The following is a 21,821-nucleotide window of genomic DNA, read 5'->3' as shown; positions in this document are numbered from 1 at the left end:
CGTGAGAAAGGGCAGGGCGGAGGGCCACGGTCGCCCTCAGCGGGCCGGGCGCAGGCGCAACTCGTGTCGGGGCTGCCCCGGCAGGAACGGCGTCGGCCGGCCCTGCGCCCAGTCCCGGTGCCCGGCGCCCCAGAACGGCGACAGCGGATGCCCGCTCTGGCCGCCGGGCATGTGCACGATGCCGTCGGCTTCGTGGCCGGGCGCCACCACCATGCGTTCGGAGGCGCCGAAATCCGGGCGCTGCACCCGCGGCATGTGCGTATCGCCGGGCAGCGGCTCAGCCGGCATGCACAGCAGGCCGCGGGCGAAGCCGGGCAGCGCCGCGGCGAGCGGATGGCAGATCGCCGCGGTGTTGCGCTCGCCCCAGGTGCGCTGCGCCAGCGGGCCGCGTGCGCGCAGTTCGTCGCGCACCTCGCGCGCGGCGTCCTCGAACAGCGCCTCCCAGCTGGGGAAGCGCCGCGGCAGCAGGTGCGGCGGGCGCCGCGCCACCAGCGGCCAGGCCACGCCCTCGAACTGCGGCGGGTCGGGCAGGGCGAAACCGTCGCCGAGCGCCGCGCGCGCCGGCGCCGCCAGGCCGTCGAGCAGGCGCTCGTGCACGGCCAGGCGCCAGGCACGCACGATCCGGTAGCCGGTCGAGCCGACGTCGGCGCGGCCACTCCAGTGCGCGGCCGCGTCGGCCAGCTCGCGCAACGCGGGCGTGCCGCCGGCGCGGGCGCGCTCGCCGAGCAGGCGCCACCAGCGCTCCAGGAACACCGCCCGGTCGTCGAGCTGGATCGCGAGCAGGTCGCGCTCGGCGAAACGCGGCTTGGCGAACAGCGCGTCGCGGATCTGCCGGGCGCGGGCGCCGTTGGCGTAGCCGCCGTCGCCGATGCGCGCCAGCAGCGCGCCGTCGACGACGCGGTTGTTGGCGGTCCAGGCGCGGGTCAGGTCCGACAGCGCCAGGCCGGACGCGCCGGCCAGCGGCCACGGCGCGCAGTCCGCCGGCGCGACCTCGGCGCCGCCGCAGCCCGGCGCGCGCCGCGGCACCGGCCCGAGCAGCTTCCAGGCGATGCGGCCGTTGCGGTCGCCGATCAGCAGGTTCTGCGCCGGGATCGCCGCGCGGTCGGCGAGCCGCAGGGCCTGGTCGAGGTCGCCGGCGCGGACCAGGTCGGCCAGGCCGAGGTTCAGCGAGCCGGGCAGGTGCGCGCTCCAGCGCAGCGCCAGGCGCGAGCCGTCGCGCTCGCGGTGCAGCACCGGGCCCCAGGCGGTTTCCTCGATCTCCAGCGCGACCGCGTCGCCGCCGGCGACGCGGATGCGTTCGACGTGGCGCGCGCTGCCGGGGCAACGCGCGGCGCACGGCGGCTCGCGGCGCCAGTCCAGCCAGTCGCCGTAGCTGTTGGTGAACCCCCAGGCAACGTGGCCGTTGCTGCCGACCACCAGCGCCGGCAGCCCGGGCAGGGTGAAGCCGGCGGCGTCCACCCGGCCGCCCGCCGCCTGCGCATCGGCGTAGCGCAGCCGCGCGCGGAACCAGAGGTTGGGCGCGCGCAGGCCCAGGTGCATGTCATCGGCGACGATCGCGCGGCCGTCGGCGGTGAGCGCGCCGGACACGGCGAAGTTGTTGCTGCCGACCTCCGTCGGGCGCGGGGCGGCCGCCCGCGGCGACGCCGGCGCGGGGAGCCGGCGCAGGTCGACCGCGGCCGCGCCCGGCAGGACCGCGTCGCCGCGGGCGCCGCCGATCAACGGCGCATCCCAGCTCGTGCCGTCGTGGGCGAGCAGGGCGAACAGCGCCGGCGGCAGGTGCGGGCGCATGCGCCACAGCGCCAGTTCGCGCGCGTTGGCCTCGTCCTGCAGGTCGAAGTACATGGTGTAGCCGACCAGGAGCGAGTCCTCGACCCGCCACGGCTCGGGCCGCGCGCGCAGCAGCAGGTACGGCCAGGGCCGGACCTCCAGCGCGGCCAGGCCGGCGTTGACGCCTTCGGCGTAGGCGCGCGCGACGTCGCGCCTGTCGCCGAGGAACGCGTCCGGGTCGGCCTGGATCCGCGCGCGCAGGCGGTGCATGCGGTGGCGCCTGTCCGCGTCGAGCGCGACCGGGCCGAACAGCGCGGCGAGCTCGCCGGCGGCGGTGCGCCGCATCAGGTCCATCTCGAAGTAGCGCTCCTGCGCATGCAGGTAGCCGAGCGCGCGCATCGCGTCGGCTTCGCCCGCGGCGTCGATCGTCGCGACCCCGAGCGCGTCGCGCTGGATCCGCACCGGCGCCGCCAGGCCGGGCAGCGCCGCCTCGCCGTCCAGCTCCGGCAGGCTGCCGCGCAGCAAGACGAGCGCGGCCAGCGCCACCAGCAACGCCACCGACAGAACCGCGACCAGGCCGCGCCGGATCCACTTCGCCATGAGCTCGTCCTCCCCGTCGCCCAAGCTTAGGCGCTGCCGGCGCGCCGGGGCCACCGTGGGGGAGGAACGGGAAACGAACGGGGATCGGGCGGGGCGCCGCTCGTTCCTCATCCCTCGCTCCCCGATCGCGCGGGCGCTTGCGTTCCGCCCGATCCTCAAGCAGGATCGGGCCATGACCTCCGTCCAGGCCCACGCCCGCGCCGCCCGTGCCGCACACCGCGGCGGCCTGCCCGTGGCCGGCCTGGGCAACAACAACCGCAATAACGCCAGCCTCCCGCGGGCCGGCGATTAGCGCGCGTCTGTAACGCTGATCCGCCTTCGAAGCCCGCGCCGCCAGCGCGGGCTTCGTGCTTTTCGCCCTCCGAAAAAACCCAAGCCCACCTCAGGAGTCCTTCCGCATGTGTTCGATCCTCGGCATCTTCGGCCTGCAGGCCGGCGACGACCTTCCCCGGCTGCGTCAGCGCGCGCTGCAGCTCTCGCAGCGCCAGCGCCACCGCGGCCCGGACTGGAGCGGCGTGCACGCCGACGACGGCGCGATCCTCGTCCACGAACGCCTCGCCATCGTCGACCCGGCCGGCGGCGCGCAGCCGTTGCGCTCGGCCGACGGCGCGCTGGTGCTGGCGGTGAACGGCGAGATCTACAACCACCGCGAGCTGAAGCAGCGCCTGGCGCGGCCGTACGCGTTCCGGACCGGCTCCGATTGCGAGGTGATCAACGCGCTCTACCGCGAGCGCGAAGACGTCGGCGCCTGGTTGGACGAACTCAACGGCATCTTCGCCTTCGCCCTGTGGGACCGCGCGCGCGGCCGCGTGCTGGTCGCGCGCGACCCGATCGGCGTATGCCCGCTGTACTGGGGCCGCGACGCCGAGGGCCGGCTGTGCGTGGCCTCGGAGATGAAGGCGCTGGCCGACGTCTGCGCCGACGTGGCGCCGTTCCCGCCCGGCCACTACTACGACAGCGACCGCGGCGCGCCGGTGCGCTACTACCGGCGGCCCTGGCGCGATTACGCCGCCACCGAGGGCGTGGAGGTGCCGCTGCAGGAACTGCGCGAGGCGTTCGAGCGCGCCGTGCACCGCCAGCTGATGACCGACGTGCCCTACGGGGTGCTGCTCTCCGGCGGGCTGGATTCCTCGCTGGTGGCGGCGGTCGCGGCGCGCTACGCCCGCCGCCGCGTCGAGGACGACGACGCCAGCGAGGCCTGGTGGCCGCGGCTGCATTCGTTCGCGATCGGCCTGGAAGGCTCGCCCGATCTTGCCGCCGCGGAAGTCGCCGCGAAGGCGCTGGGCACCGTGCACCACGGCTTCACCTACACCTTCGAGGAAGGCCTGGACGCGCTGCCGGAGGTGATCCGCCACATCGAGACCTACGACGTGACCACGGTGCGCGCGTCCACGCCGATGTTCCTGCTGGCGCGGCGGATCAAGGCGATGGGCGTGAAGATGGTGCTGTCCGGCGAGGGCAGCGACGAGGTGTTCGGCGGCTACCTGTATTTCCACAAAGCGCCGGACGCGCGCGAGTTCCACGCCGAGACCGTGCGCAAGCTCGACGCGCTGCACCACTACGACTGCCTGCGCGCCAACAAGTCGATGATGGCCTGGGGCGTGGAGCCGCGGGTGCCGTTCCTGGACGTGGAGTTCCTCGACGTGGCCATGCGCATGGACGCGAAGCACAAGATGGTGCGCACCGGACCGGACGGAAGGCGGCGGATGGAGAAGGCGATCCTGCGCGAAGCCTTCGCCGGCTGCCTGCCCGACTCGATCCTGTGGCGGCAGAAGGAGCAGTTCAGCGACGGCGTCGGCTACGGCTGGATCGACGGCCTGAAGGCCCACGCCGAGGCGCAGATCAGCGACCGCGTGTTCGCCGCCGCGGCCAGCCGGTTCCCGGTGAATCCGCCGCAGACCAAGGAGGCCTATCTGTACCGGCACATCTTCGAGCAGTTCTACCCGGGCCCGGCCTGCGCGGCGACGGTGCCGGGCGGCAAGTCGATCGCCTGCTCCTCGCCGGCGGCGATCGCCTGGGACGCGGCATTCGCGAAGATGGCCGACCCGTCCGGACGCGCGGTGGCCGGCGTGCACGAGGCGGCGCTGGCGTAGCGCGGCGCGGGCGCGGGGCTTTCGCGTGCCGCTCGCTCGAGCGGCACGCCGCCGCCGTGGCCGGGGCAACGACGCGTTCACGGCGATCGGACGCGCGCGCGCGTAACGTTCCCCGCGAACTTCCACCGATTCGATGCCCATGATCACCCAGCTTCCGCTGCGCGCGGTCGCCTTGGCCTCGGCGGTCCTGTTGCTCGTGGCCTGCCAGGAACGCCGCGCCGTCGACGACACCCGGGCGCAGCGCGAGGCCGGGCCGAGCACGCGGCCCGCGCCTTCCGGCGATCCCGTCGAGGGCACGTCGATGGAGGCCGCCTCCGGCGAGGCGCCGCTGCAACTGGCGATGTCGCGCACCGCGCCGGGCCACGTGGTCGACAATTCCGGCGCCGCCGTCTACGCGCTGGAGGGCAATCGCGACGGCAACAAGTGCGACCCGCGCTGCGAGGAGGTGTGGCCGCCGGTGATCGCGCGCACCCAGCGGCCGCAGGCGGGCGTGGGCATCGACGGCGGCAGGCTCGGCGTGGTCCCGCGCGCCGACGGCACCTTGCAGGCGACCTACGGCGGCCAGCCGCTGTACCGCTACTCCGGCGACGGCGGCACCGGGCGCACCTCCGGTCACGGCGTGCGCGATCAGTGGGGCCGGTGGTCGCTGCTCGGGCTCGACGGCCAGCCGCTGCCGGACGCGTCGCCGCAGCCGGGCCGCGAGGCCGGGCGCGCGGAGCGGCCCGCGCGGCAGGCGCGCTGAGCGCCTCACATCCGGTCTTCGAGGCCCTTGACCCCGGAACTGCGCGCGCAATGCGCGCAGCAGAAGACGCGGCCGTCGTGCTCGGCGCCGTGCCCGATCACCGCGCAGCCGCAGTGCGCGCAGCGCGGGGCCAGCGCGTGGATCGCGCATTCGAACGAATCGAAGGTGCCGCCGCGGTCGCCCTGGCGGATGGTGAAGGCCTTGTCGTAGTCGTTGCCGCAGACGTCGCATTTCGCCATGGGGACCTCCAGGCCGGGGCGCGCCGTGCCTGCGGCGCGCGGGGTTGGGCGGTCAGCAATCGCGCGGCGCCACCGTCGCACGGCGGCGATCCAACCCGCGTGAAAGCCCGCCGTGCTCGTGCGCGCCGCGCCGCGGCGCCGGCGCATGGCGCAGCGCGCGCAGGCGGCGCTCCAGCGGCCAGTACGCGAGCGTGGCCAGCAGCAGCGGCGCGACGTGGTAGAGCGCGCGGTACACCGCCAGCGCCGCGAGCAGATCCGCCTGCGGCGCGCGCCGCGACAGCATCGCCAGGAACACCGCCTCGAGCGCGCCCAGGCCCGCCGGCACGTGCACCATCGCCGCCGCCACCGCCGCGACCAGCATCACCGTCAGCACCTCGGGGTAGGCGACGCGCTGCTGCAGCAGCACGTGGATCAGCGCGGCCAGCACCAGCCAGTTCGCCGTCGACAGCGCCAGCTGCAGCGCCGCGGCCGGCAGCGTCGGCAGCTGCAGGCGTCGCCCGCGCAGGCTCCAGGCGTGGCCGTGCCAGCGGGCGCAGGCCAGCAGGTAGCCGGCGGCGACGCACAGCAGCGCCAGCGCGATCGCGCGCTGCGCGCCGCCTGGCAGCGCGCCGACGCCGGCGCCCAGCCGCTCCGGCAGCAGCAGCGGGCGCCACAGCAGCACGCCGCCGGCCAGCACCAGCCAGCCGAGCCAGTTGCAGGTCACCGCGAACGCGGCGATGCGCAGCACCGTCTCCAGGCGCAGCCCGGCGCGCGAATACAGCCGGTAGCGCACGCCGCCGCCGCCGATCAGCGCGCCCAGGCTCAGGTTGAACGCGTAGCCGACGAAGCCGGCCGCCGCGGTCAGGCGCAGCGGCACGGCGTGGCCGGCGTAGCGCCGCGCCGCCACCTCGTAGCCGCAGTACAGCAGGTAGCTGAGCGCGACCAGCGCCGCGGCCGCGGCCAGCCGGCCCGGGCGATAGCGCGCGACCGCATCGGCCACGGCCGGCCAGTCGATGGCGGCGGCTTGGCGGGCGATCAGCGCGCCCACCCCGGCCAGGAACGCCAGCGCGGCGATCCGCAGCAATACGCGCCTGCGCCGGTGTCCGCGCAGCATCTCAGCCCTCCGGGCGCGCGGGGTCCGGCGCGGTCACCAGCACCAGGTCGGGCGTGTGCGCCGGCAGCAGCCCGGCCCAGGAAGGGAAGTGGCGCAGCACGTGGTAGAACACCGACACCACGAGGTTGCGCAGCGGGTTCGGCGGCGGCAGCGCCTGCGCCTCGACCAGCCGGCAATGGTCGCGGATCAGCGCGTCCAGGCGCGCGCCGAGTTCGCGGTTGAACCCGCGGTCGCGGATGAAGACGTTGGCCTCCAGGTTCAGCGACAGGCTGAGCGGGTCGAGGTTGCTGGAGCCGACCGTGGCCCAGTCGTCGTCGATCAGCGCGACCTTGCCGTGGAACGGCCGCTCGCAGTATTCGTAGATCCTCACCCCGGCTTGCATCAGCTCGCGGTACAGCACGCGCGCGGCGGACAGCGCCAGCGGCACGTCCGGCTCGCCCTGCACGATCAGCGCCACCTCCACCGAGCGCCGCGCCGCGCGGCGCAGGTCGCGCAGGAAGCCATGGCTGGGGAAGAAGTAGGCGTTGGCGATCACGATGCGCCGCTCGGCGGCGGCGAAGGCGTCGCGGTAGCGGCGTTCGATCGCGGCCGAGCGGCCGGCGTTGTCGCGGTACTCGAACAGCACCCGCGCGCCGCCGGCGTCGCCGGCCGGCGCGGTCGCGGTCGCGGCACGGCGCGGCCGCCACTCCCGCCGTTGCGGCGGTTGCAGCGTGGCCAGCAGGAACCCGCGGATCTCGCCGACCGCCGGGCCTTCCAGCTCGACCGCGTAGTCGCGCTTGGCGGCAGGGCCGAAGTCGCTGAGGTGATCGGCCGAGTAGTTGATGCCGCCGACGAAGGCGAGCCGGCGGTCGACCACCAGCAGCTTGCGATGCATCCGCCGGAACACGTTCAGGCGCAGGCCGAACAGGGTCGGCTTGGGGTCGAACACGCGGAAGCGCACGCCGGCCTCGGCCAGGGCCTCGAGGAACCCCGGCGAGAAGCGCGGCGAGCCGTAGCCGTCGACGGTGACCTCCACGCGCACGCCGCGCTTGCCGGCGTCGACCAGGTGCCGGTGCAGTTCCAGGCCGACCTTGTCCTCGAACAGGATGAAGGTCTCCAGCAGCACTTCCTCGCGCGCGTGCCGGATCGCCTCGAACGCGCGGGCGAAGAACTGCTCGCCGTTCTCCAGCAACCGCACCCGGTTGCCGGCATGCCAGCCGGCGGCGTCGAGCGCCTTCATGCCGCGCCTCCCGCGGGCGGGTCGAGTTCGACGCAGGCGAACAGGGTGGCGTGGTCGGACAGCCGCGACCACGGCCGGTCGGCGAGCACGCGCGCCTGGCTGGCCCAGGCGTGGCGCAGGTAGATGCGGTCCAGCGGCAACACCGGCCAGCGCGCGGGAAAGGTGGCGGCCAGCCGGCCCGAACTGCGCTCGAACACCTCGTGCAGGCCGCAGGCTTCGACCCGGGCGTGGCCGCGGCGGCGCCAGTCGTTGAAGTCGCCGGCGACGATCAGCGGCGCGTCGGCCGGGACCTCCTCGTGCACGATCCGGCACAGCAGGTCGAGCTGCCGCCGGCGGTGCGCCTCGCGCAGGCCCAGGTGCACGCACAGCGTGTGCAGCTCGCGCCCGTCCGGCAGCGCCAGCGTGCAATGCAGCACCCCGCGCGACTCGTGCCCGGCGATCGAGACGTCGCGGTTGACCTGCTGGAGGATCGGATGGCGCGACAGCAGCGCGTTGCCGTGGTGGCCCGCCGGATAGGCCGCGTTCTTGCCGTAGGCGAACTGCGGCCAGAGGGTGTCGGCCAGGTATTCGTAGTGGGGCACCGCGGGCCAGGCCGGGTGGCGCCGGGAATGGCCGCTGTGCTCGCCGAGCACTTCCTGCAGGAACACCAGATCGGCGCGCTCGGCGCGGATCGCTTCGCGCAGCTCGGGCAGCACGAAGCGCCGGCTGCTCATGCTGAAGCCCTTGTGGATGTTGGCGGTCAATACGCGGAGCGATGCCATGCCTCGTCGTCGCGATGCCTGCAGCGCGGCAACCTTCGCATGCGCTCGGGTCTATGCGCGGTGATGGCCCGTACGGCAAGTTTTTCACCCTCGCCGGACGCGCCGGGAAGCGGCCGGGCGCGCCGGGCGACGAAAGCGGCCGTGGCACAGGAGTTGCGTCGCTGCAGGCAGGCGTTCTTCGACGGGAACCCGCGATGCAGGCTCTCATCTTCCATGGCACCCGCGACGTGCGCGTCGAGCGCGTCCCCGACCCGCGGATCCAGGACGAGCACGACGTGGTCCTGCGCGTCACCGCCACTGCCATCTGCGGCTCGGACCTGCACCTGTACCGGGGCAAGGTGCCCGGCATGCGCGATGGCGACATCCTCGGCCACGAATTCATGGGCGAGGTGGTGGACGCCGGCGCCGGCGTGCGCCGGCTGCGCCGCGGCGACCGCGTTGTGGTGCCGTTCACGATTTCCTGCGGCGATTGCTTCTTCTGCGAGCGCAAGCTCTACGCCGCCTGCGAGAACACCAACCCGAACCGCGGCGCGATCCTCAACAAGAAGGGCATCCCGCCGGGCGCGGGGATGTTCGGCTACACCCATCTGTACGGCGGTTATGCCGGCGGCCAGGCCGAGTACGTGCGCGTGCCGCACGCCGACGTGGGACCGCTGCGGGTGCCCGACGGGTTGGCCGACGAGCGGGTGCTGTTCCTGTCCGACATCCTGCCGACCGGCTACCAGGCGGTGCTCAATGCCGGCGTGGGCGCCGGGTCGAGCCTGGCGGTCTTCGGCGCCGGGCCGGTGGGCTGCATGACCGCCGCCTGCGCGCGCCTGGTCGGGGTCGAACGCCTGTTCGTGGTCGACCATCATCCGTACCGGCTGCGCTTCGCCCGCGAGGCCTACGGCGCGGAGGTCGTCGACTTCGACGAGGTCGACGATCCGGCCGCGGCGATCATCGAGGCCACCGCCGGGCGCGGGGTGGACGCGGTGGTCGACGCGGTCGGCTTCGAAGCCAAGGGCAGCGCGCTGGAGACCGCGCTCACCCAGGTCAAGCTGGAGGGCGCCAGCGGCAAGGTGCTGCGCCAGGCGATCGCCTGCGTCCGCCGCGGCGGCACGATCAGCGTGCCCGGCGTGTACGCCGGCTTCATCCACGGCTTCCTGGTCGGCGATGCGTTCGACAAGGGCCTGAGCTTCCGCCTGGGCCAGACCCACGTGCAGAAATATCTTCCTGAACTGCTGGAGCTGGTGGCGGAGGGCGTGCTGCGCCCGGAGGAGATCATCACCCACCGGTTGCCGCTGAGCGAGGCGGCGCGCGGCTACGACGTGTTCGACCGGCGCAAGGAGGATTGCCGCAAGGTGGTGCTGCGGCCGCAGGCCGCGTGAGGCGCGAAAGTTTTTCTGCGCGCCTGCAACGAGCGCGTCGGCCGGCGCCGCGGGTGCGCGCAGCGGCGCCGCGCCGTGGCACGCATCTTGCGCGACCAGGAGCGCCGGCATGTGCCGGCAAGCGGGCGAACGGAGGCAGGCGTGACCACGCAGCGCAACCACGAAGAGCAGGGCGGCCAGCGCGAACGCCGGGAGGGGCGCGGCCAGGACGACAACCGCCCGGAAGGCCGCGGCGGCAACCGTTGATCGCCATGAGCCCGCAGTCCGCGGATCCCGCTCTCCGACCCAGCGACGCCCCGGGGCCGCGCCCCGGGGCGTTTTCGTATCCCCAGGAGCGGACCATGAAGAAGCCGTTTACGGAACAGGACCTGTACCGCTATCGCTCCATCGCCGCCATCGAAGGCGCGGCCGGCGGCGAGAGGCTGCTGTTCGTGGTCAGCCGCGCCTTGCGCCAGGCCGACCGCTACGAGTCGGTGCTGTGGCGCCTGGACGCGGCCGATGGCGAACCGGCGCCGCAGGCGCTGACCTTGCCGCAGTTCAACGTACGCTCGCCGCGCCTGGCGCCCGACGGAGAGACGGTGGCGTTCCTCTCGCGCCGCGGCGACGGCGCCCAGGTGCACCTGCTGTCCCTCACCGGCGGCGAGGCGCGCCAGCTCGGCCGCAGCGCGCACACGCCGAGCTCGATCCAGGATTGGTCGCCCGACGGCGGCGCGCTCCTGGTCGCCGCCGGCATCGCCTGGGCGGAGGACGCGGACGACGATCCCAGGCGCCCGGGCAAGGCGCGGCCGCGCGTGGTGAATTTCCTGCCCTACAAGAGCGATGGCGGCGGCTCGCGGGTCGGCGAACGCACGCAACTGTTGCGGATCGACGTCGCCAGCGGCGAGGAGCGGATCCTGGTCGGCGGTGATTTCGACCTGGTCTGCGCGCGCTATTCGCCCGACGGTCGGCGCCTGGCGTACATCCGCGGGCGCGGCGGCCGGCAGCGCCATCGCGAGGACCTGTGGCTGGCCGACGCCGACGGCGGGAACGCGCGCCGCATGACCGACGACCTGGCGTCGGTGCAGGGCCTCGCCTGGTCCCCGGACGGGCGCCGGCTCGCCTTCGGCGGCTCGCGCACCGAGGGCGACTCGCGCAGCGCGCTGTGGCTGCTCGATGTCGGGACGGGCGCGCTCGACTGCCCGTTCGGCGACGCACTGGAGGTGGAAGGCAGCGATTTCGTCTGGCACGCGGACGGGCGCCGGCTGGCGCTGATCGCCGCGCGCCGCGGCCTGCACGAGATCGTCGTCGCCGACCTCGACCGCGGCACGCTGCGGCCGCTGCATGGCGGGCTGCGCCACGTGCTGGGCCTGGGCCGCAGCCGGGACCGCCTGGCGTTCGCCGCCGAAAGCCTGCGCCAGGCGTGCGAACTGTACTCGGTGCGCTGGGACGGCGACGACCCGCGGCGCCTGACCGCGCTGAACCGCCGCTGGTTCGGGAACCGGCGGCGGCCGCGGGTGGTCAAGCGCCGCTTCGAAGTGCCGGACGGCCGCGGCGGCCTGGAAAAGATCGACGCATGGCTGCTGCGGCCGCGCCAGGGGGACGGGCCCTTCCCGCTGCTGGTGGACATGCACGGCGGACCGCAGAGCGTGGCCCTGATCGACTTCAGCCAGCACCTGTACTGGTACCTGCTGTGTTCGCGTGGGTGGGCCATCGTCGCGCCGAACGCGGTCGGCTCGGGCAGCTACGGCGCCAAGTTCGCCGAGCGCCTGCGCGGGCACTGGGGCGAGCTCGACCTGCCGCAGCACCTGGCGATCGTCGACACCTTGCAGCGCGAGGGCGTGGCCGACGAGCGGATCGCCTGCGCCGGCAAGTCCTACGGCGGTTTCCTCGGCGCCTGGGCGATCGGCCGCAGCGACCGCTTCAAGGCGGCGGTGGTCTCGGCGCCGGTGGCGAACGTCGAATCCCATGCCGGCACGTCCGACACCGGGTACTACGTCACGCCCTACGCGATGGGCGGGGAGATCGGGCAGCGGCGCGGGCGCTACCAGGCCCTGTCCCCGGTGGAGTACTGCATCGATGTCCAGGCGGCGGTGCTGCTGCTGCAGGGCGAGGACGACCAGCGCTGCCCGCTGGGGCAAAGCGAGGAACTGTTCGCGCACCTGATCCGGTGTTCGCAGGCGCCGGCGCGGATGGTGGTGTACCCCGGCGGCAGCCATTCCCTCGCCTCCAGCGGCAAGCCCGGCCACCGCGCCGATTACCACCGGCGCCTGACGGCCTGGCTGGACGAGTGGACCCGCTGAATGCGTCGGCGCCGCTTCACTGCGCATCCGCGCGCGCGGTGCTTAGCTGCGTGCGGAAGAACCGCCGACAGGAGCGACCATGAGCAAGCGACGAGGCGACCGCCCCGACGCCGACGAAGTGCATACCGGCCAGGGCGAGTTGCGCAAGCCGATGGACCGCGGCGACCAGCCCGGCCAGGGCGCCGGCGTCGCGCCGCCCGACGACGGCCGCATGCGCGACCTGCGCCGCGATCCCGTCCGCGAGCCGCGCCGCGAGTCGCCGCGTTCGCCGCCGGACCGCGCCGAGCGAACGCGCGAACGCGAGGGCGGCGGCGGGTGAGCGCGATAGCGAGGAAAATCTTGCGGCCCCCGGAAAGATCGACATCCGCATCGGCCGCGGTCGGCGGCGTACCGGCGTTTCGGGTTGGCACGCTTCTGGCGTTTCCCCAGGCGAGGAAACGTCCATGCGCGTGCATCATCTCAATTGCGGCAGCCTGTGCCCGTTCGGCGGCCGCCTGGTCGACGGCCGCAGCGGCTGGCTCGCGCCGGCGCAACTGGTCTGCCACTGCCTGCTGATCGAGACCGGCAGCGGCCTGGTGCTGGTCGACACCGGGCTCGGGCGCGACGACGTCAATCATCCGCATCCGCGCCTGAGCCGCGCCCTGACCGGCCTGTTGCGGCCGCGCTACCGCATGAGCGAGACCGCGCTGGCGCAGGTCGAGGCGCTGGGCTACTCGGCCACCGACGTGCGCGACATCGTCCTGACCCATCTGGACTTCGACCACGCCGGCGGCATCTGCGACTTCCCGTACGCGCGGGTCCACGTCTACGCCGAGGAACTGAACGCCGCCACCCATCCGCGCGGATGGGTGGCGCGGCGCCGGTACCGGCCGCCGCAGTGGCAGCGCGCGGTGCAGTGGAAGACCTACACCGCGCAGGGCGAGCCCTGGTTCGGCTTCCGTTGCGTGCGCCAGCTGACCGGGCTGCCGCCGGAGATCCTGATGGTGCCGCTGGTGGGCCATACCCGCGGCCACTGCGGCGTCGCGGTGCACGACGGCCGGCAGTGGCTGCTGCTGGCCGGCGACGCCTACTTCCATCGCGACGAGATCCCCACCGAGGCGCGCGGCTTCCCGTCGGCCCGGTGCCCGCCGGGGCTGCGCCTGTACCAGCGGTTGATGGAGGCCGACCGGCGCAGCCGCCTGATCAACCAGGAGCGGCTGCGCCAGCTCGCCTACGGGTCCGGGCGCGAGGTGCGGATCATGTGCTCGCACGACCGGCTCGAATGGGAGCAGGCGCAGCGCGAGGACGGCCTCGCGCGCGGCAGGGCAACCGGACCGGACGCGCGCGGGCCGGCGCTCGCGGCGCGGGCCGCGGCCGATCCGCGTTCCGGCGAACGCATGAACCACGCACGCACTGGAGGAACCCGGGGATGAAGATTCCGCTGAAGCCGATCGAAGACCAAGTCATGGTGATCACCGGCGCCTCGAGCGGCATCGGCCTGTGCACCGCATTGCGGGCCGCCGAGCGCGGCGCGCGGCTGGTGCTGATCGCGCGCAGCGCGCACACGCTGCAGGAGCTGGCCAGCCATATCCGCGACGTCGGCGGCGAGGCGATCGCCGTGCCCGCGGACGTCGGCAAGCGCCAGGACATGCTCGAGGCGGCGGAGATGGCGGTGCTGCGCTACGGCCGCATCGACACCTGGGTGAACAACGCCGGGGTGGCGATCTACGGCCGCCTGAGCGAAGTCAGCGACGAGGACAACCGCCGCCTGTTCGACACCAACTTCTGGGGCGTGGTGTACGGCTCGCTGGCCGCGCTGCCGCACCTGAAGCGCCAGGGCGGTGCGCTGATCAACGTCGGCAGCGAGGCGTCCGAGGCGGTGATCCCGCTGCAGGGCATGTACGCCGCGTCCAAGCACGCGGTGAAGGGCTTCACCGACGCGTTGCGGGTGGAAGTCGAGCGCGTCGACAAGGCGCCGGTGTCGATCACCCTGATCCAGCCGACCGCGGTGGACACGCCGTATCCGGAGCACGCGCGCAACTACATGGCGCGCGAGCCCAAGCTGCCGAGGCCGATGATCGAGCCGCCGAAAGTGGCGGAGGCGATCCTGAAGGCGGCCGAGGAGGGCGGCCGCGACGTCAAGGTCGGCGCCCTGTCCAAGGTGCATACCACCATGTCCGCGCTGATGCCGCACCTGGCGGACCGCATGGAGGCGCTGCAGGAGGGCCGGCAGCAGCGCGAGGTGCCGCCGATCCAGCCGGAAGGCATCCTGTACCGGCCCAGCGAGAGCGGACGCATCTTCGGGCGCGGCAGCGCGCCGGCGTGAGCGGGCCCGGGGAACGGGCGGGAGGGGAACCGGGAACGGGCGGTCGCCCGCGCCGGTTCGTTCGCCGCACGGCGCCGCGCACGCCCCGTTCCGCTTCGTTGCCCTCGCTCACCCCAGGTACAGCCGCGAATCCACCGTCACCGGATCGCTGGACAGCAGCGCGAGCCTGTCCGCGTCGGGATGGTGCGGGTTGATCAGTACGTTGTGCTCGCGCGGCATCAGCGCGCTGGGCACCTTCAGCGCCAGCGACCGGCGCTCGCGTACCCATTCGTCGCCCACCCGCTGGACCTCGGGGCGGTAGGGGCGCTCGCGCCAGTGCGGCGGCGGCGCATCGACGGCGTGCACGCACTCCAGCGGCAGCGAAGCCACCACCAGGCGCAGGTCCTGGCCGGGGCGGTCCTCGAGGTGGGCGAGGAACTCGAGCAGCGCGCAGGCCGGCGACAGCGAGGCGTAGATCGCGCTGGTGGACGCGCTGGACCAGCGTCCCGCGCGCGGGGAGGCGCCTTCGGGCGAGAACGCGGTCGGCGCCGCGCGCTCGAGGACGATGCGGTAGACCAGCGCGTGCGGCGCCGGCTCGGGCACGGCCCGGGTCGAGCCGGGCGCGGTGGCCGAGGACGGGTCGCTGGCCGGGAAGGTGTCGGCGAGCTGCTCGTCCAGGTCGCCGTCGCGTTGCACTGCGCCCGGTCCGGGCTTCTTCGATGGACGGTTCATGGTTGCGGCGTTCCGTCGCGGCCCTCGCCGCCCTGCCGTTCGTTCTGCTCGCTCTGGATCTGGCTCGGCTGCTGCGCCGGCGGGGGCTGCTGGCCGCTGGCGCTGGCGCGCGCCCGGCAATCGAGCAGGTCCTGCCCGCTCATGCCCGCGCAGGTCGTGGCGCCCGCGGTGTCCGTGCCGGCGGCGGTGCCGGCGGCGGTGGCCGCGCCGGCGCTGGTTTCCGACCCGCTGCTGGCGGCGGTGCCGGGCGCACCGGGCGGGGCGGTGGTGTCGTTCGTGGAAGAGGGCGTCACCGGCTGCTGGTCGCGCCGGTCGCAACCGGCAGCGCCGAGCAAGAGGCCGAGCGCGACGAATGCGAGCATGGGTTTCATCGGCGGTTCCCGTGTCGGGCGTCGCACATGCGACGCCGTCTTCATGCCATCCGCCGCGTGCACGGCGCGCAAAAGGCGCATGCGGCGGCGAGCGCAGCGGCTGCGCGCGGACAGGAAATATTTGCGCGCCGCCGCCGGCGCCCGCGGCGCGGCCGCGTGCACGGCGCACGCCGCGCTGGCACAGGAATTGCGGGCCCGTAGGCGATCGAAAGCGCGACCGTGGCAGAGCCAGACGCACGCCGATGCAGAACCGCCAGACGCCCCCGCAGCCGCCGCAATCGCAGCCGCGCCAGCCCGGCCGGCAGGACCGGATGGTGCCGCCGCCGGAAAGCATCCGCGAGGGCTACCGCGGCGCCGACCGCCTGCGCGGCAAGGTCGCGCTGGTGACCGGCGGCGACAGCGGCATCGGGCGGGCGGTGGCGCTGCATTTCGCCCGCGAGGGCGCCGACGTCGCGATCGCCTACCTCGAGGAGGAGGCGGATGCGCGCGAGTGCGAGCGCCTGGTGCGCGAGGAGGGCGCGCGCTGCCTGCTGTTCCGGGGCGACCTCGGCGACGCCGGAACCTGCGCCGAGCTGGTGCGCAGGGTGGTGAGCGAGTTCGGCCGCATCGACGTGCTGGTCAACAACGCCGCCGAGCAGCACGCGGTGTCCGCGCCGGAAGCGCTGAACGAGGCGCAGGTCGAGCGCACCTTCCGCACCAACATCTTCGCCTACATCTTCCTGGTGAAGGCCGCGCTGCCGCATATGGCCGAGGGCGCGGCGATCATCAACACCGGCTCGGTCACCGGCGTGCGCGGCCACGACCGGCTGATCGACTACGCCGCCACCAAGGGCGCGATCCACGCATTCACCTTCTCCCTGGCCAAGGCGGTGGCCGAACGCGGCATCCGCGTGAACGCGGTCGCGCCCGGGCCGGTGTGGACGCCGCTGATCCCGGCCAGCTTTTCCGCCGAGCAGGTCGGGCAGTTCGGCCGCGACACCCTGCTCGGCCGCGCCGGCCAGCCGTCGGAGATCGCGCCGGCCTACGTGTACCTGGCCTCGCAGGACGCCTCGTTCGTCACCGGCCAGACCATCCACATCAACGGCGGAGGACACATCAGTGCGTGACGAAACGGCGCGCGACGGGCGCGCGGAACGAACCGGAACCGGAGAACTCAAGGCCGCCGCGGCCGAGGCCCTGCGCCTGGGCGCGCGGTGCCTCGAGGCCGGGTGGGCGATGCTGACTGGAAGGAGAGAACAGATGAACGAGCGAGAGACATGGCGTAACGAAGGCCAGGGCCGCGAACGCGGCTACGGCACGCAACAGCGCTGGCAGGGCAGCCGCGGCGGCGCGTACCAGCGCGACGACGACGAATCCCGGCGCGACTGGGACGAGAGCGGCACGCCACGCTACGGCAGCGGCCGCGAGCGCTCCGGCGAGTACGGCGCGCACGACTGGGACGAGGGCGGCATGCGCGGGCAATCGCGGCGTTCCGGCCAGCCCGGCTCCTACGGCCGTTCCGACGACGAGGCCGACGAGCGCGGCTGGGAAGGCGGCCGCGGCGGACGCTGGAGCGGCGCCGGCAGCCACGCGGGGAGCCGCAGCGGCTACGGCGAACAGGAACGCGGCTGGCAGGGCCAGGACTACGCCGGCGAGCGCGGCCGCGGGTCCGAGCGGATGAGCGGCATGGGCGGCGGCCTGGGCCGCGGCGCGGGCGGCGAATACTACGGCGGCGGCGCCGACCGTTCGCGCGGCGAGGAACGCGGCGCCCAGGGCTATGGCGAGGGCCGCGGCTGGCAGGGCTACGGCGAAAGCGAGTTCCGCGGCTACGGCGCGCACAACCAGGGCTACGCCGGCAGCCAGGACTACGGCCGGCAGGGCGGCTACGGTTCGCAGTCGCAGGGGTACGGCGCGCAGGGCTACGGGTCCTCGCAGGCGCAGGGCGGCTACGGCGAAGGCGGCAGGCGCGGCCAGGGCTCCGGCCGCGGCCAGTACGGCCAAGGCTACGGCGGAGGCGGCGCCCAGGGCGGCGGGATGCAGGGCGGCGAGAGCGGGCGGCAGACGAACTACCGCGGCCGCGGCCCGCGCCAGTACACCCGGTCCGACGAGCGCATCGTCGAGGACATCAACGAGCGGCTGACCGACGACGAGTACATCGACGCCAGCGACATCACCGTGCGCTGCTCGGGCGGCACGGTCACCCTCGAGGGCAGCGTCGACGAGCGCTGGATGAAGCATCGCGCCGAGGACATCGCCGACGCCTGCACCGGGGTCAAGCAGGTCGAGAACCGGATCCAGGTCAAGCCGCGCTGGCAGCAGCAGGGCGGCGAGAGCGGCATGGGCCAGCAGGCCGGCGGCCGCAGTGGCGGCAGCATGGGCACGAGCGGCGACGCGACGACCGGCTCGACCGCGGGCTCGACCTCCGGCGGCACCCTGAGCGGCGCCACCCCGGGGCGCAGCTCGCTGGACAACGGCGGTTCGGCCTCGCAGCCGAAGAGCTCGTAGGCCCGGTAGCGGCGATGCGCCGCACGACGCCCCGCCCGCGACGGGCGGGGCGTCGCGTATCCAGGAATCGTCGACGGGCCGATCCCGGTGAATCCGTCCTCGGCCACGCGCCGTCCCGGATGCAGCACGGCGCGGCGCGGGCGAACGATCGCCCATTGGGCCGATCCGGGCGCCCGTTCTCGCCTTGCCCGCCAACGCAGGCTGGCGATGCGCGTCTTCTAGCCGGCGGCCAGTGGCGCGCCCTGGCGCGCGTCGACCGGCCGGCGGCGCTGCTGCAACCCTTCCTCGATCGCGGCGACGATCTCCTCGAGCGTCGCCGGCTTCACCAGGTGCGCCTGGAACCCGGCCAGCGCCGACTGCTCGCGGTCGGCGGCCTGGCCGTAGCCGCTGTAGGCGATCAGGTACGGCGGCCGTACCAGCTCCTGCAGCGCGCTGGCGACCAGGTAGCCCGAGCGCTGGCCGGGCTGCGATTCGTGCAGCTCCAGGTCGCACAGCACCACGTCGAACGGCCGCGCGCGGCTGGCCGAGAGCGCGGCGTCCGCGTCCTCGGCGACCGCCACGTCGTAGCCTTCCAGCGCCAGCAGCGTGCGCAACGACTCGGCGATGTCGGCCTCGTCCTCGACGATCAGCACGCTGGCCGAGCGCGTCGCGCGGCGCAGAGGCCCGTCGGCCTCGTGCGGGGCGGGCGGCGCCAGCGCCAGCGGCAGGCGCACGGCGAAGCGCGCGCCCTTGCCGGGCCCGTCGCTGTGCGCCGACACGCGGCCGCGGTGCAGCTCGACGATGCTCTGCACGATGCTCAGGCCCAGCCCGAGCCCGCGCGACTGCCAGCCGGCCGATTGCACGAACGGCTCGAAGATGCGCCGGCGCTGGTCGTCGTCGAAGCCCTGGCCCTGGTCGATCACCCAGACCACGGCTTCGTTGCCGTCGCGCGCCAGCTCGACCCGCACGCGCTGGCCGGCGCCGCCGGCCTTGATCGCGTTGGACACCAGGTTGTCGAACACTTGCCGCAGCCGCGCGCGGTCGCCGTCGACCCAGCACGGCGGCAGCGCCGGCAGCGGCTCCAGGCGCACGCCGGCGTGGCCGGCGGCGGCGCGGTTGTCCTGCAACACCTCGGCCAGCAGCCGCACCAGTTCGACCGGGCCGCGGCGCAGCTCCACCTTGCCCTGGGTCACCCGGGAGATGTCGAGCAGGTCGTCGACCATCCGCCGCAGGTGCTGCCCCTGGCGGGCGATGGTGGCCAACGCCTGGCGCCGCTGCGTCTGGTCGGCGTCGGCGCGGTTCATCAGCGCGCAGGCGCTGGCGATGCCGGCCAGCGGATTGCGCAGTTCGTGGCTGAGCACGGCGAGGAAGCGGCTGATGCGTTCGTTCGCCGCCGCCAGGGTCTCCAGCGCGCGCTTCTGGTCCTCGATGTCGGTGCTGGCGCCGTACCAGCAGCGCACGCGGCCGGTCTCGTCGGCGATCGGCACGCCCTTCACCACGTGCCAGCGGTAGGCGTCGTCGGCGCCGCGGCGGAAGCGCAGTTCCACGTTCAGCGGCTCGGCGCGCTCCATCGCCTGCTTCCAGGCCGACAGGCCGCGCTGCAGGTCGTCGGGGTGGACGATCGCGCGCCAGTCCTCGCGCCCGCTCAGGCCGGTGTACTCGTACCAGAAGCGGTTGTGGTAGCGGATCGAACCGTCCGGCTCGGCGATCCAGACCATCTTCGGCAGGTGGTCGAGCAGCGCGCGCTGCTCGGTCTCGGCCCGCAGCCGCTGCTCGATCAGGTCGGCGCGGCGGCGCTTCTCGCTGCGCCGGCGTTCGCCGACGTCGGCGACCAGCCAGGCCAGGGCGGCGCCGAGCAGCGCGAACAGGGCGAGCTCGCTGGGCCCGGGGTGCGGCGCGCGCAGCATCGCGCCGAGCGACAGCGCCGCCACGGTGAGCAGGCCCGCGCGCAGGCCGAGCAGCAGGCTGGCGGCGATCACCGCGAGATAGCCGGCGCTGGTGGGCAAGGCGCCGGCGCGCCCGTAGTGCGCGTGCAGCGCCAGCGCCGCATAGGCCAGCGGCAGGGCCAGCGCGAGATCGCGCAGCCGCAGCAGCAGCGGCGACCGCCGGATCATGGGCCGGGCTCGGGGACGTCCTGCAGCAGGTCGCGGCAGCGGCGGCATGCGTCCTGGGCGCGGCCCAGGTTGCGCGCGACCTGTTCGGGCGGGGCCCCGGCGTCGAGCAGCGCGGCGGCGGCGGCGGTGGCCATGGCCACCCCGTTCAGCTCGTTGCGGAGCCGATGCATCCATTGCCGGAACTCGCCATCGGCCCGGGCGGAGGGATCCATCAAACCTGCCCCGTGCGACGCATCCGTGCGAGCTGGTTGTGGATCGTGCGGACGCTGACGCCGAGCGCCTTGGCGGTGCGGGTGCGGTCGTTGCCGAAGTGGGCGAGGGTCTTGCGCAGCATCTCGCGCTCGACCTCGGCGTAGCTCATGCCCACCGTGAACGTGACCGTGGCGGCGTCGTTGTGCTCCACGTGCGCGGCCGGCACGCGCCGGCCGCCGGGGCGCACGTGCACGACGTCGCCGTCGCCGGTCAGGAAGCCGCGCAGCACCGCGCTACGCAGCTCGCGCACGTTGCCCGGCCAGGTGTGCTGCTTCAGCGCCCGCTCGGTGCCGTCGGCGAAGCGCTTCTCGGTGCGGTAGGCCTCGTTCAGGCGTTGCAGGAACAGGCGCGCGAGCAGGATCACGTCGGAGCCGCGCGCGCTCAGCGGCGGCAGCTCGATCTGGAAGTCGGCCAGGCGGTAGAACAGGTCCTCGCGCAACGCGCCCGCTTCCACCGCCTGCCAGGGATTGCGGTTGGTCGCGGCGACGATGCGCACGTCGACCGGGATGGCGTCGGTGCCGCCGACCCGGGTCACCGCGCCGGTCTCCAGCACGCGCAGCAGGTACACCTGCAGCTGCAGCGGCATCTCGGTGATCTCGTCGAGGAACAGCGTGCCGTGGTTGGCCTGCTCGAAGTAGCCGATGTGGCGGGTGGCCGCGCCGGTGAAGCTGCCTCGCTCGTGGCCGAACAGGTGGCTGGCGAGCAGGTCCGGCGCGATCGCGCCCGCGTTGACCGCGATCAACGGGCCGCTGCGGCCGCTGCGGGCGTGCACCGCGCGCGCGACCAGCTCCTTGCCGGTGCCGCTGGCGCCGTGCACCAGCACGGTCGCGGCGGTCGGCGCGACCCGCTCGATGTCGCTCATCACCTGGCGCATCGCCGCGCAGTCGCCGACGATGCCGAGCCGCTCGCCCGACGGCGTCGGCAACGGTTGGCTGCGCGCGGCGGCGTTGCTGAGCAGGGCGTCGAATTGCTCCGGGCACAGGGGCTTGAGCAGATACTCGCTGACGGGCAGCGACACCGCCCGCCGCGCCGTCTCCAGCGTCGGCTGTCCGGTGACGATGGCGATGCGGCTCAGTTCCGGCGCGTCGAGATCCTGCAGCAGGTCCAGGCCGTTGCCGTCGGGCAGGTCGAGGTCGAGCAGCACCAGGTCGTGGCTGCGGCTGCGGGCGAGTTGGCGCGACTGCGCGAGCGTCTGCGCATGGAAGGGCTGGAACCCGCGCGAGCGGGCGAAATCCGCGGCCGACTGGGCGAAGCTGTGGTCGTCGTCGACTATCAGCAAACTCGGGTTCACGTCGCCCTCTTTCCCTGCCAGACCCGGAGTCAGCGTAGCGAAGCTGCGGTTAATGCACCGTCGACTACGGTTCACCAAGGTGTCTGCGCACCGGTTCACGGCCGCGACACGCCGATGCCGGCATTACGTGCAGCAGGCGACGCGGAAGGTGGAC

Annotated in this window: 19 protein-coding genes; 9 read left to right on the top strand and 10 right to left on the bottom strand. The window is 74.0% G+C overall.

Going from position 1 to position 21,821, the window contains the following annotated elements:
- Positions 1–36: 36 nt before the first annotated feature.
- Complete coding sequence (locus EDC50_RS10945) at positions 37–2,367, bottom strand: penicillin acylase family protein (protein WP_123770528.1); 2,331 nt, start codon at positions 2,365–2,367, stop codon at positions 37–39.
- A gap of 398 nt (positions 2,368–2,765) precedes the next feature.
- On the opposite strand from EDC50_RS10945, the gene asnB reads away from it, so the two are divergent.
- Together asnB and EDC50_RS10935 are read left to right on the top strand one after the other, a co-directional pair.
- Positions 2,766–4,460 carry an asparagine synthase B gene (gene asnB, locus EDC50_RS10940; RefSeq protein ID WP_123770527.1) on the top strand — a complete coding sequence of 565 codons (1,695 nt, stop codon included), beginning with the start codon at positions 2,766–2,768 and terminating at the stop codon, positions 4,458–4,460.
- A 139-nt stretch (positions 4,461–4,599) separates the two neighbouring features.
- Positions 4,600–5,202: a COG4315 family predicted lipoprotein gene (locus EDC50_RS10935; protein ID WP_158635685.1), complete on the top strand. Its 603-nt coding sequence runs from the start codon at positions 4,600–4,602 to the stop codon at positions 5,200–5,202.
- 5 nt (positions 5,203–5,207) lie between these two features.
- Here the strand turns inward: EDC50_RS10935 and EDC50_RS10930 are convergent, their stop codons facing one another.
- Genes EDC50_RS10930 through EDC50_RS10915 form a run of 4 tightly spaced genes read right to left on the bottom strand, consistent with a single transcriptional unit; the run spans position 5,208 to position 8,514 of the window.
- Positions 5,208–5,441, bottom strand: a complete 234-nt coding sequence (locus EDC50_RS10930; RefSeq protein WP_123770525.1) for a hypothetical protein — start codon at positions 5,439–5,441, stop codon at positions 5,208–5,210.
- 52 nt (positions 5,442–5,493) lie between these two features.
- Positions 5,494–6,534 (bottom strand): lysylphosphatidylglycerol synthase domain-containing protein, encoded by a 1,041-nt coding sequence (locus EDC50_RS10925; protein ID WP_123770524.1) that lies wholly within the window; start codon positions 6,532–6,534, stop codon positions 5,494–5,496.
- 1 nt (position 6,535) lies between these two features.
- Positions 6,536–7,753 carry a cardiolipin synthase ClsB gene (gene clsB / locus EDC50_RS10920; protein WP_123770523.1) on the bottom strand — a complete coding sequence of 406 codons (1,218 nt, stop codon included), beginning with the start codon at positions 7,751–7,753 and terminating at the stop codon, positions 6,536–6,538.
- Positions 7,750–8,514 (bottom strand): endonuclease/exonuclease/phosphatase family protein, encoded by a 765-nt coding sequence (locus EDC50_RS10915; protein WP_123770522.1) that lies wholly within the window; start codon positions 8,512–8,514, stop codon positions 7,750–7,752. The genes clsB and EDC50_RS10915 overlap by 4 nt, the downstream gene beginning before the upstream one ends.
- 194 nt (positions 8,515–8,708) lie before the next feature.
- Between EDC50_RS10915 and EDC50_RS10910 the strand changes: the two genes are divergently transcribed.
- The 5 genes from EDC50_RS10910 (at position 8,709) to EDC50_RS10890 (ending at position 14,465) form a co-directional block, all read left to right on the top strand.
- Positions 8,709–9,881, top strand: coding sequence for a zinc-dependent alcohol dehydrogenase (locus EDC50_RS10910; protein ID WP_123770521.1), 1,173 nt, complete (start codon positions 8,709–8,711; stop codon positions 9,879–9,881).
- 341 nt (positions 9,882–10,222) lie between these two features.
- Positions 10,223–12,160 (top strand): S9 family peptidase, encoded by a 1,938-nt coding sequence (locus EDC50_RS10905; protein WP_158635684.1) that lies wholly within the window; start codon positions 10,223–10,225, stop codon positions 12,158–12,160.
- Between the two features lie 79 nt (positions 12,161–12,239).
- Entirely contained in the window at positions 12,240–12,479 is a 240-nt protein-coding gene (locus EDC50_RS10900) for a hypothetical protein (protein ID WP_123770519.1), read from the top strand.
- Positions 12,480–12,603: 124 nt separating this feature from the next.
- Positions 12,604–13,572, top strand: coding sequence for an MBL fold metallo-hydrolase (locus EDC50_RS10895; protein WP_123770518.1), 969 nt, complete (start codon positions 12,604–12,606; stop codon positions 13,570–13,572).
- Complete coding sequence (locus EDC50_RS10890; protein WP_123770517.1) at positions 13,569–14,465, top strand: SDR family oxidoreductase; 897 nt, start codon at positions 13,569–13,571, stop codon at positions 14,463–14,465. The genes EDC50_RS10895 and EDC50_RS10890 overlap by 4 nt, the downstream gene beginning before the upstream one ends.
- A gap of 108 nt (positions 14,466–14,573) precedes the next feature.
- Here the strand turns inward: EDC50_RS10890 and EDC50_RS10885 are convergent, their stop codons facing one another.
- Together EDC50_RS10885 and EDC50_RS10880 are read right to left on the bottom strand one after the other, a co-directional pair.
- On the bottom strand, positions 14,574–15,176 hold the full coding sequence (locus tag EDC50_RS10885) for an RES family NAD+ phosphorylase (RefSeq protein ID WP_123770516.1): 603 nt from the start codon (positions 15,174–15,176) through the stop codon (positions 14,574–14,576).
- Positions 15,173–15,709 carry a hypothetical protein gene (locus EDC50_RS10880; RefSeq protein WP_123770515.1) on the bottom strand — a complete coding sequence of 179 codons (537 nt, stop codon included), beginning with the start codon at positions 15,707–15,709 and terminating at the stop codon, positions 15,173–15,175. Before EDC50_RS10880 ends, EDC50_RS10885 begins: the two co-directional genes overlap by 4 nt.
- 80 nt (positions 15,710–15,789) lie before the next feature.
- Here EDC50_RS10880 and EDC50_RS10875 point away from each other — a divergent pair, with 80 nt between their 5' ends.
- A complete protein-coding gene (locus EDC50_RS10875) occupies positions 15,790–16,653 on the top strand; it encodes an SDR family oxidoreductase (protein ID WP_123770514.1) in 864 nt (287 codons plus the stop codon).
- Between the two features lie 133 nt (positions 16,654–16,786).
- Positions 16,787–18,031: a BON domain-containing protein gene (locus EDC50_RS10870; protein WP_158635683.1), complete on the top strand. Its 1,245-nt coding sequence runs from the start codon at positions 16,787–16,789 to the stop codon at positions 18,029–18,031.
- Positions 18,032–18,249: 218 nt separating this feature from the next.
- Here EDC50_RS10870 and EDC50_RS10865 read toward each other — a convergent pair whose 3' ends face one another.
- The 3 genes from EDC50_RS10865 to EDC50_RS10860 are packed head-to-tail and all read right to left on the bottom strand — an operon-like array spanning position 18,250 to position 21,667.
- Positions 18,250–20,124: a hybrid sensor histidine kinase/response regulator gene (locus tag EDC50_RS10865; protein ID WP_158635682.1), complete on the bottom strand. Its 1,875-nt coding sequence runs from the start codon at positions 20,122–20,124 to the stop codon at positions 18,250–18,252.
- The gene (locus EDC50_RS16405; protein WP_158635681.1) at positions 20,121–20,336 is read right to left on the bottom strand and encodes a hypothetical protein; all 216 of its coding nucleotides are present in this window, start codon (positions 20,334–20,336) and stop codon (positions 20,121–20,123) included. The genes EDC50_RS10865 and EDC50_RS16405 overlap by 4 nt, the downstream gene beginning before the upstream one ends.
- A complete protein-coding gene (locus tag EDC50_RS10860) occupies positions 20,336–21,667 on the bottom strand; it encodes a sigma-54-dependent transcriptional regulator (RefSeq protein ID WP_158635680.1) in 1,332 nt (443 codons plus the stop codon). Before EDC50_RS10860 ends, EDC50_RS16405 begins: the two co-directional genes overlap by 1 nt.
- Between the last annotated feature and the right edge of the window lie 154 nt (positions 21,668–21,821).

It is taken from the genome of Vulcaniibacterium tengchongense (assembly GCF_003814555.1).
Taxonomy (GTDB): Bacteria; Pseudomonadota; Gammaproteobacteria; order Xanthomonadales; family Xanthomonadaceae; genus Vulcaniibacterium; species Vulcaniibacterium tengchongense.
Note: the sequence above shows the minus strand (reverse complement) of the source record. Positions and strands in the feature narration are given on the sequence as shown.

Bases quoted from the DNA above. Each gene is read 5' to 3' on its own strand.
- EDC50_RS10945 (WP_123770528.1), bottom strand. From the start codon at position 2,367: ATGGCGAAGTGGATCCGGCGCGGCCTGGTCGCGGTTCTGTCGGTGGCG.
- asnB (WP_123770527.1), top strand. From the start codon at position 2,766: ATGTGTTCGATCCTCGGCATCTTCGGCCTGCAGGCCGGCGACGACCTT.
- EDC50_RS10935 (WP_158635685.1), top strand. From the start codon at position 4,600: ATGATCACCCAGCTTCCGCTGCGCGCGGTCGCCTTGGCCTCGGCGGTC.
- EDC50_RS10930 (WP_123770525.1), bottom strand. From the start codon at position 5,441: ATGGCGAAATGCGACGTCTGCGGCAACGACTACGACAAGGCCTTCACC.
- EDC50_RS10925 (WP_123770524.1), bottom strand. From the start codon at position 6,534: ATGCTGCGCGGACACCGGCGCAGGCGCGTATTGCTGCGGATCGCCGCG.
- clsB (WP_123770523.1), bottom strand. From the start codon at position 7,753: ATGAAGGCGCTCGACGCCGCCGGCTGGCATGCCGGCAACCGGGTGCGG.
- EDC50_RS10915 (WP_123770522.1), bottom strand. From the start codon at position 8,514: ATGGCATCGCTCCGCGTATTGACCGCCAACATCCACAAGGGCTTCAGC.
- EDC50_RS10910 (WP_123770521.1), top strand. From the start codon at position 8,709: ATGCAGGCTCTCATCTTCCATGGCACCCGCGACGTGCGCGTCGAGCGC.
- EDC50_RS10905 (WP_158635684.1), top strand. From the start codon at position 10,223: ATGAAGAAGCCGTTTACGGAACAGGACCTGTACCGCTATCGCTCCATC.
- EDC50_RS10900 (WP_123770519.1), top strand. From the start codon at position 12,240: ATGAGCAAGCGACGAGGCGACCGCCCCGACGCCGACGAAGTGCATACC.
- EDC50_RS10895 (WP_123770518.1), top strand. From the start codon at position 12,604: ATGCGCGTGCATCATCTCAATTGCGGCAGCCTGTGCCCGTTCGGCGGC.
- EDC50_RS10890 (WP_123770517.1), top strand. From the start codon at position 13,569: ATGAAGATTCCGCTGAAGCCGATCGAAGACCAAGTCATGGTGATCACC.
- EDC50_RS10885 (WP_123770516.1), bottom strand. From the start codon at position 15,176: ATGAACCGTCCATCGAAGAAGCCCGGACCGGGCGCAGTGCAACGCGAC.
- EDC50_RS10875 (WP_123770514.1), top strand. From the start codon at position 15,790: ATGCAGAACCGCCAGACGCCCCCGCAGCCGCCGCAATCGCAGCCGCGC.
- EDC50_RS10870 (WP_158635683.1), top strand. From the start codon at position 16,787: ATGAACGAGCGAGAGACATGGCGTAACGAAGGCCAGGGCCGCGAACGC.
- EDC50_RS10865 (WP_158635682.1), bottom strand. From the start codon at position 20,124: ATGATCCGGCGGTCGCCGCTGCTGCTGCGGCTGCGCGATCTCGCGCTG.
- EDC50_RS16405 (WP_158635681.1), bottom strand. From the start codon at position 20,336: ATGGATCCCTCCGCCCGGGCCGATGGCGAGTTCCGGCAATGGATGCAT.